General features: G+C 63.0%; 17 protein-coding genes. 15 read left to right on the top strand and 2 right to left on the bottom strand.

Translation table 11 applies throughout. The annotated features are described in order from the left end of the window. The first annotated feature begins 292 nt into the window (after window positions 1-292). The 15 genes from B0W55_RS24775 to B0W55_RS24705 all read left to right on the top strand — a co-directional run bounded on the left by B0W55_RS24775 (window position 293) and on the right by B0W55_RS24705 (window position 14,400). Window positions 293-1,639 carry an outer membrane beta-barrel protein gene (locus B0W55_RS24775; RefSeq protein ID WP_077048544.1) on the top strand — a complete coding sequence of 449 codons (1,347 nt, stop codon included), beginning with the start codon at window positions 293-295 and terminating at the stop codon, window positions 1,637-1,639. Window positions 1,640-1,723: 84 nt separating this feature from the next. Continuing rightward, complete coding sequence (locus tag B0W55_RS24770) at window positions 1,724-3,034, top strand: ABC transporter substrate-binding protein (protein WP_077048543.1); 1,311 nt, start codon at window positions 1,724-1,726, stop codon at window positions 3,032-3,034. A gap of 25 nt (window positions 3,035-3,059) precedes the next feature. Continuing rightward, window positions 3,060-3,785, top strand: coding sequence for an ABC transporter ATP-binding protein (locus B0W55_RS24765; protein ID WP_077048542.1), 726 nt, complete (start codon window positions 3,060-3,062; stop codon window positions 3,783-3,785). A gap of 3 nt (window positions 3,786-3,788) precedes the next feature. Beyond that, window positions 3,789-4,481 (top strand): ABC transporter ATP-binding protein, encoded by a 693-nt coding sequence (locus B0W55_RS24760; protein ID WP_077048541.1) that lies wholly within the window; start codon window positions 3,789-3,791, stop codon window positions 4,479-4,481. A 2-nt stretch (window positions 4,482-4,483) separates the two neighbouring features. Further along, on the top strand, window positions 4,484-5,347 hold the full coding sequence (locus B0W55_RS24755) for a branched-chain amino acid ABC transporter permease (protein ID WP_077048540.1): 864 nt from the start codon (window positions 4,484-4,486) through the stop codon (window positions 5,345-5,347). Next, window positions 5,347-6,381 (top strand): branched-chain amino acid ABC transporter permease, encoded by a 1,035-nt coding sequence (locus tag B0W55_RS24750; RefSeq protein ID WP_077048539.1) that lies wholly within the window; start codon window positions 5,347-5,349, stop codon window positions 6,379-6,381. The genes B0W55_RS24755 and B0W55_RS24750 overlap by 1 nt, the downstream gene beginning before the upstream one ends. A 555-nt stretch (window positions 6,382-6,936) precedes the next feature. Next, entirely contained in the window at window positions 6,937-7,866 is a 930-nt protein-coding gene (locus B0W55_RS24745; protein ID WP_077048538.1) for a LysR family transcriptional regulator, read from the top strand. A gap of 275 nt (window positions 7,867-8,141) precedes the next feature. Continuing rightward, a complete protein-coding gene (locus tag B0W55_RS24740; protein WP_077048537.1) occupies window positions 8,142-8,636 on the top strand; it encodes a hydroxyquinol 1,2-dioxygenase in 495 nt (164 codons plus the stop codon). Window positions 8,637-8,681: 45 nt separating this feature from the next. After that, complete coding sequence (locus B0W55_RS24735; RefSeq protein ID WP_077048536.1) at window positions 8,682-9,701, top strand: hydroxyquinol 1,2-dioxygenase; 1,020 nt, start codon at window positions 8,682-8,684, stop codon at window positions 9,699-9,701. Between the two features lie 90 nt (window positions 9,702-9,791). Further along, a complete protein-coding gene (locus tag B0W55_RS24730) occupies window positions 9,792-11,255 on the top strand; it encodes an aldehyde dehydrogenase family protein (protein ID WP_077048535.1) in 1,464 nt (487 codons plus the stop codon). Window positions 11,256-11,263: 8 nt separating this feature from the next. Continuing rightward, window positions 11,264-12,331: a maleylacetate reductase gene (locus B0W55_RS24725; protein ID WP_077048534.1), complete on the top strand. Its 1,068-nt coding sequence runs from the start codon at window positions 11,264-11,266 to the stop codon at window positions 12,329-12,331. A gap of 36 nt (window positions 12,332-12,367) precedes the next feature. Then, window positions 12,368-13,240 (top strand): dioxygenase, encoded by an 873-nt coding sequence (locus B0W55_RS24720; protein WP_077048533.1) that lies wholly within the window; start codon window positions 12,368-12,370, stop codon window positions 13,238-13,240. A gap of 3 nt (window positions 13,241-13,243) precedes the next feature. Then, on the top strand, window positions 13,244-13,555 hold the full coding sequence (locus B0W55_RS24715) for a YciI family protein (protein ID WP_077048532.1): 312 nt from the start codon (window positions 13,244-13,246) through the stop codon (window positions 13,553-13,555). Window position 13,556: 1 nt separating this feature from the next. Continuing rightward, window positions 13,557-13,904 carry a Rieske 2Fe-2S domain-containing protein gene (locus B0W55_RS24710; protein WP_077048531.1) on the top strand — a complete coding sequence of 116 codons (348 nt, stop codon included), beginning with the start codon at window positions 13,557-13,559 and terminating at the stop codon, window positions 13,902-13,904. 43 nt (window positions 13,905-13,947) lie between these two features. Continuing rightward, a complete protein-coding gene (locus tag B0W55_RS24705) occupies window positions 13,948-14,400 on the top strand; it encodes a YMGG-like glycine zipper-containing protein (RefSeq protein ID WP_077048530.1) in 453 nt (150 codons plus the stop codon). A 232-nt stretch (window positions 14,401-14,632) separates the two neighbouring features. Here the strand turns inward: B0W55_RS24705 and B0W55_RS24700 are convergent, their stop codons facing one another. Further along, entirely contained in the window at window positions 14,633-15,655 is a 1,023-nt protein-coding gene (locus tag B0W55_RS24700; RefSeq protein WP_077048529.1) for a DUF2955 domain-containing protein, read from the bottom strand. Further along, window positions 15,645-16,755, bottom strand: a 1,111-nt coding sequence (locus tag B0W55_RS24695) for an HlyD family secretion protein (protein WP_256576396.1), incomplete at its 5' end; no start/stop codon positions are given. The genes B0W55_RS24695 and B0W55_RS24700, both read right to left, overlap by 11 nt.

Here is a 16,755-nt window from a genome sequence, read left to right as displayed (position 1 = left end):
ACCTGACCCACCGCTTTCGCGAGCAAGCTTCGCTCCTACAGGGATGGCGCTCGAAATTCCGAGAATCCCGCCACCATTGTTCTGAATCCGCGAACACTGAAGTCGCCGAGAATGGAATTGTTGGCCCATGGCCGGGCTTGTAGCCTCCCTCTCGCCGAACACCAGAATCTGCCAACGATCCGGTGGAGCTCCAGCCAGGGCTCTTCAGGTTTGACCTTGCGTCGTCATGCCTTGTTTTCGGCCTCATTCCCCTACGGGGGTGGGTGGCCTAATAAAAATAAGGAAGGCAGGTATGAATATTCGTGCATGGGTATGTGCAGCAACCCTGTTCGCCCCCGTCATGGCGGCCGACATTGTATTTCCATCGCTCGCCAATGCAGCGGACGACCCCATGGGCTCGCTGGTGCGCAGTGTGTTCGGCGACAGCCTCGAACGAGATCACGGCATCAAGGTCTACGGCTGGGCCCAGGCGGGGCTGATCTACAACAACAACGGCACCGACGACGTCAGCAAGCAAAGCTTTTTCAACACCGACGAAGGGGTGAACCTCAACCAATTCGCCCTGGCCGTGGAGAAAAAACCCAAGAGCAACGTGATCGGCCGTGTGGGACCGTTTCCCGGGCCGATGCCGCAGGAAGCCGACTGGGGCTTCAACGTCACGGCGCTGTACGGCAAGGATGCGCGCTACTTCAAGACCTACGGCTGGGATGAGGACTTGGGCGTCAATCGCGACAACAAGGCCGAAGATCCGGCGTTTACCGTGGCTCAGGCCTACCTTGACTTCTACTTCCCGGTGCTCGGCGGCTCGGACCTGATGATCGGGATTTTCCATACGCCGCTGGAAAACGAAATCGGCTTTGCCTTGCCATCCCCGGCTCCGACCGACTTCTACTCGCACAGCTACTCCTTCATGCATGGCCCGGCCAAACACGCCGGTGCCTTGTACTCGTTCAAGCTGCCTTCGGCGCCGGGCGAAAGCATGCTCGGTTTCGAACTGGGGGTGGTCCAGGGCTGGAACAACTTGCAAGACCCCAACCACGACCCGGACGTGATCGCCAACGTGCGCTGGCGCTCGGCGGATTTCAGCACCTGGATCGATTGGGAAAACATCTACGGCAACGGCGCCGGCGACAGCTTCGCCGAGTGCAGTTGCGGCTCGCCGCTGCCGGCGGGCACCAAGGACGATGACTACAAGCGTTTGGCGTCTTACCTGACCCTGTCGCAGGTGCTCGACCCCAACAACCGCGTGGCGCTGGAGCTGAACTACGGCAAACAGGAGCAGGGCGCCTTCGCCGGGTTCGCCAACAAGAACGACGCCACCTGGTACGGCACCGACCTCAACTGGTACCACAAACTCAGCGAAAACCTGATGTGGAACAGCCGCGCCGAGTGGTTCTACACCGACGCACCGGTGCACGTGATGATGGCCAACATCGACCCGAACACCGGTATTCCCGACCCGACCTGGGGCAGCTTCTACGGCGTCACCACCAACCTGGCGTGGACGCCGACACCGAACGTGCGCCTGCGTCCGGAACTGCGCTACGACATTCATTCCGGTCCTGGCCGCGATGCCTATGCCGATGGGCAAAAGGACTCGCAGGTGGTGGCGTCCTTCGACGTAACGCTGTTCTTCTGACCCGAGTTACCTGGTTTACCCCTGACCCTGCGTGATGGCTGTGCCACACGTTGCGATCCTGTTCGTCCAGGCTGGAGCCTCTACATGACAGACAACAACGATAAAAACCTGTTGGGCCGCGATTTTTCCCGTCGCGATTTCCTCCGTGCCACCGGCGTCGCCGCCGGTGGCATGGCGCTGGCGAGTATGCCGTTCAACTTTGCCATCGGCAGCGAGCGGGTGATCAAGCTCGGCTATGTCAGCCCGCAGACCGGGCCGCTGGCGCCGTTCGCGGCGGCGGACAACTACATCATCGAGTCGCTCAAACAGGTGATGAAGAACTCGATCGACATCGGCGGCAAAGCCTATCGCCTGGAAGTGATCGTCAAGGACAGCCAGTCCAACCCCAACCGTGCCGCCGAAGTGGCCAGCGAATTGATCCTGTCGGATCAGGTCGACCTGATGCTGGTGTCGTCGACGCCGGAAACCACCAACCCAGTGTCGGACCAATGCGAGATCAACGAGATCCCGTGCATTTCCACGGTGGCGCCGTGGCAACCGTGGTTCTTCACCCGGGGCGGTAAACCGGATCAGGGTTTCGAGTGGACCTACCATTTCTTCTGGGGCCTGGAAGATGTGATCGGCACCTACACCGCGATGTGGGGCGGGTTGCCGACCAATAAAGTGGTCGGCGGTCTGTTTCCCAATGACGGCGACGGCAATGCCTGGGGCGATCAGAAACTCGGCTTCCCGCCGGTGCTGGCGCAGAAGGGCTTCCAACTGGTGGACCCGGGTCGCTTCCAGAGCCTCACCGACGACTTCTCCGCGCAGATTGCCGCGTTCAAGAAGGCCGACGTCGAGATCGTCACCGGCGTGGTGATTCCACCGGACCTCAGCACCTTCTGGACCCAGGCCCGGCAACAGGGCTTCAAGCCCAAAGCGGTGTCGGTGGGCAAGGCGCTGCTGTTCCCGACAGCGGTCGAGGCGCTGGGCAAGGCCGGCAACAACCTGTCCACGGAAATCTGGTGGAGCCCGACGCACCCGTTCAGCTCGTCGCTGACCGGCGCCAGTGCCGGGCAACTGGCCCAGGGGTTCACCCAGGCCACCGGCAAACAATGGACGCAGCCGTTGGGCTTCGTGCACGCGCTGTTCGAGTTGGCGGTGGACATCCTCAAGCGCACCGAACAGGTGGGTGACGCCCACGCCGTGCGCGATGCCTTGCTCAAGACCAATCTCAACACCGTGGTCGGGCCGATCAACTGGAACGGCGGGCCGGTGAAGAACGTCGCCAAGACCCCGCTGGTCAGCGGCCAGTGGCGCCTGGGCCAGGACAATAAATACGACCTGGTCATCACCAGCAATGCCACCGCGCCGGCGATCCCGCTGGGCGGCGAGATGCAGGCCATTACTTATTGATCGGTCCACGGGACACGGGTGCACCATGCAACAATCACTTCTGCAAATGAGCGATGTGCACAAAAGCTATGGCTCGGTGAAGGTCACGGACGCCATGAGCCTGGACCTGCAACCGGGCGAGGCCCTGGGCATCATCGGCCCCAACGGCGCGGGCAAGAGCACGCTGTTCAACCTGATTGCCGGTGGCGTGGCGGCAGACAAGGGCTCGATCCACTTCGAAGGCCGCGACGTGACCCGCGTGCCGGTGTTCAAGCGCTGCCAGCAGGGCATCGGCCGTTCCCACCAGATTCCCCATCCGTTCGTGAAAATGACCGTGTTCGAGAACCTGCTGGTGGGCGCGACCTTCGGCGCCGGGCTGTCGGAGAAGCACGCCAGCCAATGGTGCGCGCAAACCCTGGAACTGACCGGGCTGATGCGCAAGGCCAACGCGCTGGCCGGCTCGCTGACCTTGCTCGACCGCAAGCGCCTGGAAATGGCCCGTGCCTTGTCGACCCAGCCGCGCCTGCTGTTGCTCGATGAAATCGCCGGTGGCCTGACCGAACCGGAATGCCTGGCGCTGGTGGAAACCATCCAGGGCATCCACAAATCCGGCGTGGCCATCATCTGGATCGAGCACATCGTGCACGCCTTGCTGGCGGTGGTCAGTCGCCTGACGGTGATCAACTTCGGCGCCAAACTGGCCGAAGGCGAGCCGCGCAGCGTCATGGCCGACCCACGGGTGCAGGACATCTATATGGGCATCGGGAGCTGACGCATGCTGACCATCGAAAAACTCTGCGCCGGCTACGGCGACTTCCAGGCGCTGTTCGACATCAGCCTGACCCTGGAGGCCGGTGAAACCGTGGCGATCATCGGCTCCAACGGCGCCGGCAAATCGACCTTCCTGCGCTCGCTGGCCGGGCTGATCAGCAATCAGCCCGAGGCCATCCGTTTCAACGGCCAGGCCATCGGCGACATGGCCGCCAACCAGGTGGTGGAGCGGGGCATTGCCCTGGTGCCGGAAGGCCGCAAGCTGTTCCCGTCCCTGAGCGTGGAAGAAAACCTGTTGATCGGCGCCTACAGCAAGCGCCCCGGGCCCTGGACGCTCAAGCGCATCTATCAGCTGTTTCCGGTGCTGGAAAAACTGCGCAAGCGCCCCGGCACGGCGCTGTCCGGTGGCCAGCAGCAAATGGTCGCCATCGGCCGCGGGCTGATGGCCAACCCGCAATTGCTGCTGTGCGACGAAATCAGCCTGGGCCTGGCGCCGACCACCATCAAGGACATCTATGCCGCGCTGCCTTCGATCAAGGCCGACGGCACCACGGTGATTCTCGTCGAGCAAGACATCAACCAGGCCTTGAGTGTGTGTGACCGCTTCTATTGCTTCCAGGAAGGGCGCGTGTCCCTGACCGGGCGCCCCGGTGAAGCGGACAAGGCACAAATCAAAGCCGCGTATTTCGGGATCTAGTGATGGAATGGCTCAATACTTTGCTTCAAGGCGTGTTGCTCGGTGGCCTGTACGCGATGTTCGCGGTGGGCCTGTCGCTGATGTTCGGCATCATGCGCCTGGTCAACATCGCCCATGGCGACTTCATCGTGCTGGCGTCGTACCTGGCGCTGATGGTGGTCAATCACTTGGGCTTCAGTCCGCTGGCGAGCCTGGCGATTGTCGTGCCATTGATGTTCGTCTTCGGCTACCTGCTGCAGCGCCTGCTGCTCAACCGCACACTCGGTACCGACATCCTGCCGCCGCTGCTGGTGACGTTCGGCTTGTCGATCATCGTGCAGAACGTCCTGCTGGAATGCTTCAGCGCCGACAGCCAGAAACTGTCCCAGGGTGACCTTGAGGTGGCCAGTGTCGGTATCGGTAGCCTGAACGTGGGGGTGATGCCGCTGATCGTGTTCGGCAGTGCGGTGCTGATCATCGGCGGGCTGCAACTGCTGTTCTATAAGACCTCGTTGGGCCGTGCGTTTCGCGCCACCTCCGATGACCAGCACACGGCTCGGCTGATGGGCGTGAACAACGCGCATATCTTTGGCCTGGCCATGGCGCTGGCGATGGCGGTGGTGTCGATTGCCGGAGTGTTCCTGGCAATACGCACCAGTTTTGACCCCACGGTGGGCCCGGCGCGGCTGTTGTACGGCTTCGAAGCGGTGATCATCGGTGGTTTGGGCAGCCTGTGGGGCACTTTGGCTGGCGGGGTTATCCTCGGTGTCGCGCAGACCCTGGGGGCGAAAATCGATCCCGGTTGGCAGATCCTTGCCGGTCATCTTGTGTTTCTGCTGATCCTGGTGCTGCGTCCGCGCGGCCTGTTTCCCCGGAGTGTCGACTGATGAATGCCTTGAACAATCCCGCGCGCGGCTACCGCGTCCAGCGCACGACCCGCAGCAGCACCATCGGCCTGTCGCTGCTCGGGGTGTGCGTATTGGTGTTGCTCAGCGCACCACTGTGGGCAGACCGCGCCAGCCTGCGGCTGGTGGTGGAATTCGCGTATTACCTGGCCCTGGCGCAAATGTGGAATCTGCTGGCGGGCTACGCCGGCATGGTGTCGGTGGGGCAGCAAGCGTTTGTCGGGCTGGGCGGTTATCTGCTGTTCATGCTGGCCAGCCAGTTCGGCGTGCCGCCATTGTTCGCGGTCTTGCTCTCTGGCGTGCTGGTGGCGGTGTTGGCGATTCCCACGGCGCTGATCGTGTTTCGCCTGCGCGGCGCCTACTTCGCCATCGGCACCTGGGTGGTGGCCGAGGTCTTTCGCTTGGGCCTGGCGCAGATGAGCAGCCTCGGCGGCGGTTCGGGGCAGAGCCTGCCGGCGGCGATCGTACGGCAGATCGGCACCGACCGGGACGGGCGCGACACGCTCATCTACTTCACCGCGCTGGCCATCGCGATGGCGGCGGTGGCTGTGGTGTTCTTCCTGCTGCGCTCCAGGCAGGGCCTGGCGCTGGCCTCCATTCGCGATTCGGAACCGGCGTCGGGCAGCCTTGGGGTGGATACGTTCCGCACCAAACTCATGGTCTATGTACTGGCTGCAGGTTGTACGGGTGTGGTCGGCGCATTGATCTTCCTGCAGAAGCTGCGCATCTCCCCGGACGCGGCGTTCAACCTGCAGGACTGGACGGCGGTGGTGATCTTTATCGTGATCATCGGTGGCATCGGCACCCTCGAAGGCCCTTTGATCGGCACGCTGATCTACTTCGTGTTGCGTGGCTGCCTGGCGCAGTACGGGGCGGTGTACATGATCATCCTTGGCGTGGTGGCGGTGGTGATGATGCTCAAGGCGCCGCAAGGGGTGTGGGGATTGATCAGCGAGCGCTGGGGGTGGCAGGTGTTTCCGATGCAGCGGCGGTTGACGGTGCAGGGGGGCGCGTAACGCCTCGGGTGGGCAGGATCAGCGGAAGTACCCATTGCCCTGTGGGAGCGGGCTTGCTCGCGAAGACGGTGCATCAGTCAATGAATGTGGTGGCTGATCCACCGCTTTCGCGAGCAAGCCCGCTCCCACACTGGATCTGTGCCAGCCCCGTCCACTGCGGCGCACATTTCCCTGTCACATCCAACGATTCGCAGACCTCCATGATCAGCGCGCTATCCATGGCTCAATCGCTCAAGGACGAACATCCGTGGCGAGGCGGCCGCTCAGGAAGGGGCAGTGGGGTTCATGTGGCGAGGGAGTTTACTCCCGCTGGGTCGCGCAGCGGCCCCAAACCCAGACCCTCCGGTGTTTCAGTTACACCGAGTTGAACGGGTTTGCGACGGCTGCCCCGCCGAGCGGGAGTAAACTCCCTCGCCACAGGGGTCCCCACCCCCACAATGCTTGTGCGGTGCACCTGCTCCTGCCATCACAATCACAATGAATCTGGAGGGCAGCCTGCCAACAGGCTAACCTCGCCCTACCCATAAGAACAAAAGCCTCCAGAGAACCTGCCCCATGGATCGTTTACTCAGTGTCGAAGCCTTTGTGCGGGTGGCCGAGACCGGCAACTTCGCCAAGGCGGCGCAGCAGCTCGGCGTGACCCGTTCGGTGATTACCCATCGCATCCAGCAACTGGAACAGTTCATCAACGCGCCGCTGTTTCACCGCAGCACCCGCCATGTGCGGCTTTCCGAAGTGGGGGAGACGTACTACAAGGAATGCGCGGACATGGTCGCCGGGTTCAACTCGCTGACCGAACACATGCGCGAATTGCGCGCCAAGCCCACCGGCAAGTTGCGCGTGCAGATGCTGCCCGGGTTTGCCATCAGCCACTTCGGGCGCATGCTCGCCGAGTTCACCCGGCGGTACCCGGACATCGAGGTCGACGTGATCGTCAACGACCGGGTGGTGGACCCCATCGAAGAGGGTTTCGACGTGGCGTTCCAGATGTTCCCGCCCATGGCCGAAACCCTGATCGAGCGCAAACTGTTCAGCGTTCGCCGCCTGTTCTGCATGTCGCCCGATTACGCCAGCGAGTTCGGCATGCCGACCCATCCCCAGGAACTGCTGAACCACAAGATCGCCCTGTACGAGGGCTATCCGTCACGCAACCGCTGGGTATTCAACCGAGGTGACGAACAAGTCGAGCTGAGTCTGCCGGGGCAGGTGCGTTCCAATTCGGTGCATTTGCTGCGCGATTACGCCCAGACCGGGGTCGGGATTGTCTGCCTGCCGACGCTGGTGGCCAGCGACGACTTGCTCAGCGGCCGATTGATTCCGGTGCTGCAGGACTATGCCCTGTCGTCGTTCAACTTCTCCGCGGTGTACCCCGCGACCCAGCGCCGGGCCCTGAAAGTACGGACCCTGATCGACTTCCTGGTGGACAATTTCGGCGATGAACCCTGCTGGGACGTGCCGTTGCTGGAGCGCGGCTGGGTGCGCTGACACCCCGCGCAATACCCGCAAACCGCGTTCCCTGCAGGAGCCGAGCTTGCTCGCGATGACCCTGAGAACGCCGCGGGGCATCAGACTTCCCGCGTTATCGTTGACGACCATCGCGAGCAAGCTCGCTCCTACAAGGGGGGGCGTTGCGGACCGGGGTTGTTGCTGCACTGTTTGCGTTTTGCAAACACTGTTGTCGCCAGTCAGCCAATTGTCCCGAGACCTGTCGCGACGTACTGTGAACTCACTGTTACTACAACAACAAAACGGTGAGAACCATGAGTAGCGCTGCAATCGAAACGGTCTTCGGCTCGCTGGACAACTACAGCAAAGGGTCGGTTGAAATCATCAGCGGCCAAGCCAGTCACTACGCCTTTTCGAACATCTTCGAAGTGGCAGAAAAATCCCAGCCTTATGAAAAAGTCGTGGTCGGCTACAACCTCGGCTACGTCATCGAAACCCTGCGTGCCGAAGGCCAGTCGCCCTGGTACACCGCCGCGCACGACGAATTCGCCATCGTCATGGACGGTGAAGTCCGAGTCGACTTCCTCAAGCTCGACGCGCCGCTCAAAGACGGCGAGGGCACGCAACTGGCCGGTGAAGTGCCTGCCGGCAAACCCATGGGTTACGTGCTGCTCAAGCGCGGCCATCAGTGCCTGTTGCCGGTGGGCACGGCGTATCGCTTCGAATCCAGCCGCCCGGGCGTGATTCTGCAGCAGACCATCAAAGGCCCGTTGTCGGTCGAGAAGTGGGCAGACATCTGCCTCAAGTAATCCGCTGCCCGACCGCCACTCCACAACAACAAAAGGAATCCCGCCATGGCCATGCTAGAAACCGCAACCGATAACGCCCTGTTTGCCGACGATGACGTCCAGGCCAGCGAACCCCATGCCGTCACCGGCTACCGCTCTTTCAAACTCGGCGCCTTCGAGCTGTCGCGCGACGAGTATTTCGCCCGCATCACTTGGCCGGCCAAAGGTGAGACCCGCTCGCACCTGATCCCGGTCGACTACTTCCTGCGCGCCATGATGCGTGATGTGGCCTGGGGCTTCTTCTACGGCTGGGTCAACTTCGACCACGTGATCGGCACCCGCAACTACTACGGCAAAGTCGACCTGTACGCCGGCACCTTCAACGGCACGCTCAAAGCCGCCGGGGTCAACTACACCGAAAACTTCGAAACGCCGCTGATCATGGCCACCTTCAAGGCCATCATGCGCGACTGGACCAACGCCACCTTCGACCCGTTCGCCGCCCCAGAAGAAACCGGCAGCGCCTATGGCCGCAAGAACGGCGACAACATCGAGGCCATCGAGCGCTTCCGCATCGCCACCAAGCGCATGCCGGGCCTGCCGGACGATTCACCGCTGCGTGATGATCTGCCGGTCAACCGCCAGTTCGCCGACGTGTCCCAGGACGAGCCGCAAATCCACGCCGCCGAAGGTTTCGAAGGCCAACTGCATGCCTTCAGCCTGTTCAAGTACCTGTCGCGTTCCGACGTGACCTGGAACCCGTCGGTGACCTCGGTGTGCAAGGCCAGCCTGTTCTGCCCGACCACCGAAGAATTCATCCTGCCGGTGTTCCACGGCAACGACCGTATCGAGTGGTTCCTGCAAATGTCCGACGAAATTGTCTGGGACGTGGGCGATAAGGACGACGGCAACCCTCGCGCGCGCATCACCATGCGTGCCGGCGACATCGCCGCCATGCCCGCCGACATTCGCCACCAGGGTTACTCGACCAAGCGCTCGATGCTGATGGTCTGGGAAAACGCCACGCCGAACCTGCCGCAACGCTACGAAAGCGGCGAGCTCAAGCCGTACCCGATCGAGTTCTAACCCGCTCGGGTGTTGCCCGGTGTCGCTCAAGGCATGCTTTCAGCCATTCAGTCAGACACCGCGCCAGCGGCGCGGTGCGAGGAAACCATTATGCAAAACCAGCTCTATATCGATGGCCGCTTCGTTGACGCCGTCGCCGGCGGCACCATCGACGTCGTGTCGCCCCACGACGGTTCGTTGATCACCCGCATCGCCGCAGCCGAAGCCGCCGACATCGACCTGGCCGTGGCCGCCGCCAAACGTGCGTTCCCGGCCTGGTCGGCACTCAGTGGCGCCGAGCGTGGTCGCCTGTTGCTCAAACTGGCGGACAAGATCGAGGAATGCGGTGAAGAACTGGCGCAGCTCGAATCCCTGAACACCGGCCACCCGATTCGTGACTCCCGTGGCCTCGATGTGCCACGCACTGCCGCCTGCTTCCGTTATTTCGGCGGCATGGCCGACAAGATCGAAGGTTCGGTGATCCCGGTGGACGCCGGCTTCCTCAACTACGTGCAGCGCAAGCCGATCGGCGTGGTGGGGCAGATCGTGCCGTGGAACTTCCCGCTGATGTTCACCAGCTGGAAAATGGGCCCGGCCCTGGCCGCGGGCAACACCGTCGTGATCAAGCCTTCGGAAATCACTCCGCTGTCGACCCTGCGCATCGTCGAGTTGATGACCGAAGTCGGCTTCCCCAAAGGTGTGGTCAACGTGGTGCCGGGTTACGGCCACACGGCCGGGCAAGCGCTGGCCGAGCACATGGACGTGGGCAAGATCGCCTTCACCGGTTCGACCGCCACCGGCCGTCGCATCGTCGAAGCGTCCCAGAGCAACCTCAAGCGCATCCAACTGGAACTGGGCGGCAAGGGCGCGAACATCGTATTCGAAGACGCCAACCTCGACGCCGCCGTCAATGGCGCCGCCTGGGCGATCTTCCACAACCAGGGCCAGGCCTGCATCGCGGGTTCGCGCTTGATCCTGCACAAAGACATCGCTGACCAGTTCCTTGAGCGTTTCGTCGCGCTGGCCAAGTCCGTTCGCCTGGGCGACCCGATGGACCCGCAAACCGAAATGGGCCCGTTGACCTCGGCGCTGCACCGCGACCGCGTCATGGCTTACATCGACATCGCGATCGAGCAGGGCGGCAAGGTGCTGGCCGGCGGCAAGGCGCCGGACGACAAGGCTCTGGCCAAAGGCTTCTATGTCGAGCCGACCATCGTCGAGGCCAAGCCAGACGACCGCGTCTGCCAGGAAGAAGTGTTCGGCCCGTTCGTCACCGTGGTGCGTTTCAGCACTGACGAAGAAGCGTTGGCCATCGCCAACAACACCGAGTACGGCCTGGGCAGCGGCCTGTGGACGCAGAACCTGACCCGCGCGCACAAATTCGCCGACGCGATTCACGCCGGCATGTGCTGGATCAACTGCTACAAACGCGTCAGCCCCGGCAGCCCGTTCGGTGGCATCGGCCAGTCCGGTTACGGCCGTGAGATGGGCTTCGAAGCGATCCACGATTACACCGAGGCCCGTTCGGTCTGGGTCAACGTCGACGCGAAAATCGCACCGCACTTCAAGCGCTGAGGGCTGCCATGAATCCGTTTATCTACCAAAGCCTGCCGACCCGTGTGGTGTTCGGCTGGGGCAAGCTGTCGGCGCTGGCCGAAGAGATCGAGCGCCTGGGCGCCCGCCGTGCGCTGATCCTGACCACGCCCGAGCAGCAGGGGCTGGGTGAGCAAGTCGCCGAGTTGCTCGGCGATCGCGCCGCCGGCGTGTACCCCAAAGCGGTGATGCACGTGCCGCTGGAAGTGGCGCAGGCCGCGCGGGTGGAAGCTGCGCGTCTGGATGCCGATTGCTGCGTGGCCATCGGCGGCGGCTCGACCATCGGTCTGGGCAAGGCGATTGCCATGGATTCCGGCCTGCCGATCGTGGCGGTGCCGACCACCTACGCCGGTTCGGAAATGACCCCGATCTATGGCCTGACCGAGAACCGCCTGAAGAAAACCGGGCGTGATCCGAAGGTGCTGCCCAAGACCGTGATCTACGACCCGCAATTGACCCTGACCCTGCCGTCGCAGATCTCCGCCTGCTCGGGCATGAACGCGATGGCCCACGCGGTCGAGGCGCTGTATGCCCAGGACGCCAACCCGATCATCGGTTTCATGGCCGAAGAGTCGATCCGTTCGCTGGCCCATGCCTTGCCGGGCGTGGTCAAGAACCCGGACGATCAAGAAGCGCGCAGTCAGGCGCTGTATGGTGCCTGGCTGGCCGGCATTTGCCTGGGTTCGGTGGGCATGGCCCTGCACCACAAGCTCTGCCACACCCTGGGCGGCACCTTCAATCTGCCCCATGCCCAGGCTCATGCGATCGTTCTGCCCCACGCGGCGCATTACAATCGTGAAGCAGCGGCCGGCCCTCTGCAGCGGGCGGCCCGTGCCTTGGGTGGCAGCGAGGCCAGTGAAGTCGGTGCGTTGCTGTATGCGCTGAACCAGAAACTGGGCATTCCCCTGGCGTTATCGGACATCGGCTTTCCTGAAAATGGCCCTGCCGAAGCGGCGCACATTGCCTGCGCCAGCCCTTATTACAATCCACGGCCGTTTGAACAAGGCCCGATCGAAGCGCTGCTCAATCGCGCGTACAAAGGCCTGGCGCCGGCTTGATCGCCAGCCACTCCCATCAACGTCGGAATAACAACAATGACCGATCAAGACAAAGCCGCTGAACAGCTGATTTCCGAACATGCGGCCGACAGCTTCAACGATGCGCCGAATCCTCGTTTCAAGCAGATCATGCAAAGCCTGGTTCGCCACTTGCACGCGTTCGTCAGTGACGTGGAGTTGACCGAGCAGGAATGGTTCCAGGGCATTCAATTTCTGACCGATACCGGTCACACCTGCGACGGTGCCGTGCGCCAGGAATTCATCCTGCTGTCCGATACCCTGGGCGTGTCGATGCTGGTGGATGCGATCAACCATCGCCACAGCGCCACGGCCACCGAGACCACGGTATTCGGGCCGTTCTACATCGACGGCATGCCCGATCGCGAGTTTGGCGAAAACATGGCCTTCACCCCGGGCGAGACAGCACTGGTGCGCGGGCGCGTAGTGGACGTGAACGGCAAGGCCCTGGCGGGTGCGGTGCTGGATGTCTGGCAGACGGCCGAGAACGGTATGTATTCGGGTCAGGACACCGCGCAGCCGTTCGGTAATCTGCGGGGTCGTTATCGCACCGATGCCGATGGCTGCTTTGCGATTCGCACCATTGTCCCGGTGGCTTACCCGATACCCACCGATGGCCCGGTGGGGCGGATGCTCGATGCCGCCAACCGCCATGCCTGGCGCCCGGCGCACCTGCATTTCATGATCGATGTGCCCGGCTATCGCAAACTGGTGACCCACCTGTTCAATCACGACGACCCGTATCTGGAATCCGATGCGGTGTTTGGCGTCAAGCAATCGCTGCAGGTGATCTACGAGGACCGTGCCACCCACGATGACGTCTCCGCCAGGCTGGGCATGGAGTTGCCGTTCAAGCGCGCGTGCTACGAATTCGTCATGGAAAAGGCGTGAGTCATGGGTCAGTTCTTTGCGGTATTCGCCACCGACAACCCGGATTCGCTGGCCTTGAGGCATCGTCTACGACCCAGTCATCAGGCGCATCTGCGTGCGACCGGGGGCCATCGGGTGGTGGTGCGCTTCGGCGGCCCGACCCTGGACGATGCCGGTGAATCGATGAACGGCACCTTGCTGGTCATCGAGGCGGGCAGCCTGCCGGAGGTGGAAGCCTTCGTGCAGGACGATCCTTATGTACAGGGCGGGTTGTTTGCCAGCATCCAGATCCGTCCGTGGTACTGGAGCCTCGGCAACCCGGAAATGCGAGGCTGACATGACCACGATCACCTTGTGTCAACTGGACGATATCGCCGACGGCGGCGCCCTGGGGCTGCCGCAGCATCAACAACTGCATCCGGCGGGCCTGGTGGCGGTGCGCCAGGGCGAGCAGGCGTGGGTGTACATCAACCGTTGCCCGCACTTTTCCGTACCGCTGGATTTTCGCCCGCAGGAATTCTGCACCTATCGCGGCAAGGTGCTGATGTGTGCGCATCACAGTGCGATGTTTCGGTTTGAGGACGGGCATTGTGTCGACGGGCCGTGCAAGGGCGCGCAGTTGGAGGCGGTGCCGGTGCGACGGGTCGCCAACAGCCTGGTGATGGAGGTGGGGGACGTCGGCTGATCTACACTGTTGGAGGGCCAATCCCGCTTGAACGGAGGTCATCATGAACAGGTTTTCAGCCGTCGGCCTGTGCGTCGCGTTTTCGGTCATCGCCGGCCAGGGATGGGCCGAGTCGGTGGTGCCGCTGAAGGGCCAGAGCTCGCAGCAGACCCAGGCGGACATCAGCGAATGCCACAACATTGCGGCCGGCAGTGTATCGACCACGTCAACGCCATCCGGCGGCCGGATCAAGGGTGCCGCCGTGGGTGCCGCCGCCGGGGCGACCGCCGCCGAGGTTCGCGGGCGTCAGCATGACGAGTTTTATGATCGAGTAGATGACGATACCAAGCAGGATTACCGCCAGAACCGCGCCGGACAAACCGCCGCGGCAGGTGCCGTGATCGGCGGCGCACGACAGCGTCAGGAGCGCCGGGCGCAGAACAAAACCAACGCCACCACCACCTCGACGGCATACAGCAGTTGTTTGCAGGGGAAGGGGTATCAGGTGAGTCCTTGAGGGCCGGGCTCGCATCCCCTCGTTCCGACGGGGTACCGCAACACCAAAAACCAATCGAGGCGGACTGGTGCTCTTCTGTAGGAGCCGAGCTTGCTCGCGATGGTCGTTAACGATGACGATGGCTGTCTGACTCCCCGCGTTGCCTGGACGACCATCGCGAGCAAGCTCGGCTCCTACAGGGGTGGGTGGTGTTCACAAAATCGTCGCACCGCCGCTCCCACAAAAGCTGTATTCACACCGCAAGATTGGTCTTCTGCCGCTGATCCAGCCAATGCACCATCAAACACGCATACAACGTCACCGCAATAAACAACCCCATGCGTACCGCGAACGCCGTGTAGACGTCCTTGCCGGCGAGGCTGTCCTGCACCGACTGCCCCAACAGGATGATCAGCGTGATCAAGGTGTTGAGCCAAAACCCCGGGCTCCAGCGGGTCGGGGTCAGGGCGTAGAGCTTGCGTGCCAGGACCAGGCCGAACAACAGCATCCACAAGAAGTACATCCACAGGTGCACGAACAGGCTCAGGGCGCACCAGAACAGGATCGCCAACAGACCGCCGAGCAAAGTCGAACCCAGCAATTCGCGGCCGGCGCCACGGGCGCAGGTCGTTGAGCTTTGCTGCCCCAGGTTCACCGCTTTGAGCACGATGGGCAGGTAGCTGGCCGGGTCGATCAGGGCCAGCAGGAACGCCGGCATCACGATCAGGGTGGCGCGCAACGCCACGCGATCAACATCCTGGGCTGCCATTGACGGTGGGGCGGGCGCCGTCGGAGCATGGGTCGGCTCGGGGAACAATCCATGACTGAGCACACCGATCATCACCGCCAACAGCAACCCCGCCACCAGGGCCTTGATCACCATCAGCCCCAAATCGAATTCAAAGACCCCGGCAGAAGAAATCATGGTCAGGCCAATGACCAGGAAGGTCACGATCAGATTGTTGCCCCCGCGCAAGCCAAACCGAAACACCCCAAACAAGCCCAACGCAATCAACGACACCGCACTGACCGCGTAATAACGCAACAGCGGAATCAGCAACAGGCCGATACCGGTGGTCAGCATCGCCACCACCGCCAGCGCCAGCGCAGCCTTCAGCGACAGTGGTCGATTGATCGATACCAGCAACAACGCGCACAGCACCGGCGCCAAAAACGGAATCGGCAACGCCAGGCCATAACTGGCGGCCAGGCACAGCGCCGTGCCACTGGCCAGGCGCAGCGCCCGTTGCACGCGGGGAGAGCGCTCAATAGGCATACGACAGCCAGCTCATCAGCCGCACAAACACCCGGCCCAAGGGGTTAAGCCAGTTGCCCTCGTCCGGGAAGGCCATGACCTCGGCCTGGCCACCGGCGCGAATGGCGCGGTTGTCCCGCAGCATGGCCAGCGATTCCGGGGAAAACTCAATGACCACCGGAAAACGCTGGGCCGGGCGCAGCCAGTCGCGGCTGTTCTGCACCGTGGGCAGGCTGCCGGGCGGCGGCGTCTGGCCGACACTGACCCCGTAACCGACACTGCGCACACGCCCGGCGAACACTTCGCCGGGCAACGCATCGAGTACGATCGACACCGGTGTTTCGGGTTTGACCCGCCCCAGATTGTTTTCGGTCATGTCGGCACTGATCCACACATCATGGATCGCGATCAGGGTCATCACCGGGTTACCGGCCGCGGCGAATTGGCCGACATCGGTGCGCAGATCGGTGATCAGCCCGGCCGACCGCGCGCGAACCTGGGTGTTGGAAAGGTCCAGCTCGGCTTTCGACAGGGCGGTGGCGGCGCTGCGCAACTGCGCGTTGTCTTCCTGGCTGCCACCTTCCTGCTCCTGGGCGCGCTGCACTTCGGCGCGGGCGGCGGCGACCTGGCTGACCGCCGCTTCGCGGTTGGCCCGGGACACCTCCAGCAGGCGTACGGAGATGGTACCGGGGTCTTGGCGATACAAACTTTCCAGCCGTGTGTTGTCCTGCCGCGCCTTGAGTTCGTTGGCCTGTGCCGCCCGCAGATTGGCCTGGGCCGACGCGATGCCGGCGGTGCTGGCACCGATCTGCCGCCGGGTCGATTCCAGATCGGCACGGGCGCGGTCGACGGCGATCTGGTACGGCTGGGGGTCAACTTCGAAGATCACGTCGCCGGCCTTGACGTCCTGGTTGTTGCGCACGTTGACACGGATCACTCGCCCCGCGACTTCCGCCGCCACCGGAATCACGAAGGCACCGACCCGCGCCTGCTGCGTGTAGGGCGTGAAGCGGTCCGCCAGCAGGTACCAGGCCAGGCTCAGGACGATCAGCAGCAACACCCACTTGATGCCTTTTTTCGTCGAGTCGGCGGCGACCTGGGCGGGCGGCGGGGCGTCGGGT

It is taken from the genome of Pseudomonas sp. KK4 (assembly GCF_001984065.1).
Lineage (GTDB): Bacteria > Pseudomonadota > Gammaproteobacteria > Pseudomonadales > Pseudomonadaceae > Aquipseudomonas.
The sequence above is the reverse complement of the archived record's forward strand: the minus strand, read 5'-3'. Positions and strand labels throughout refer to the sequence as shown.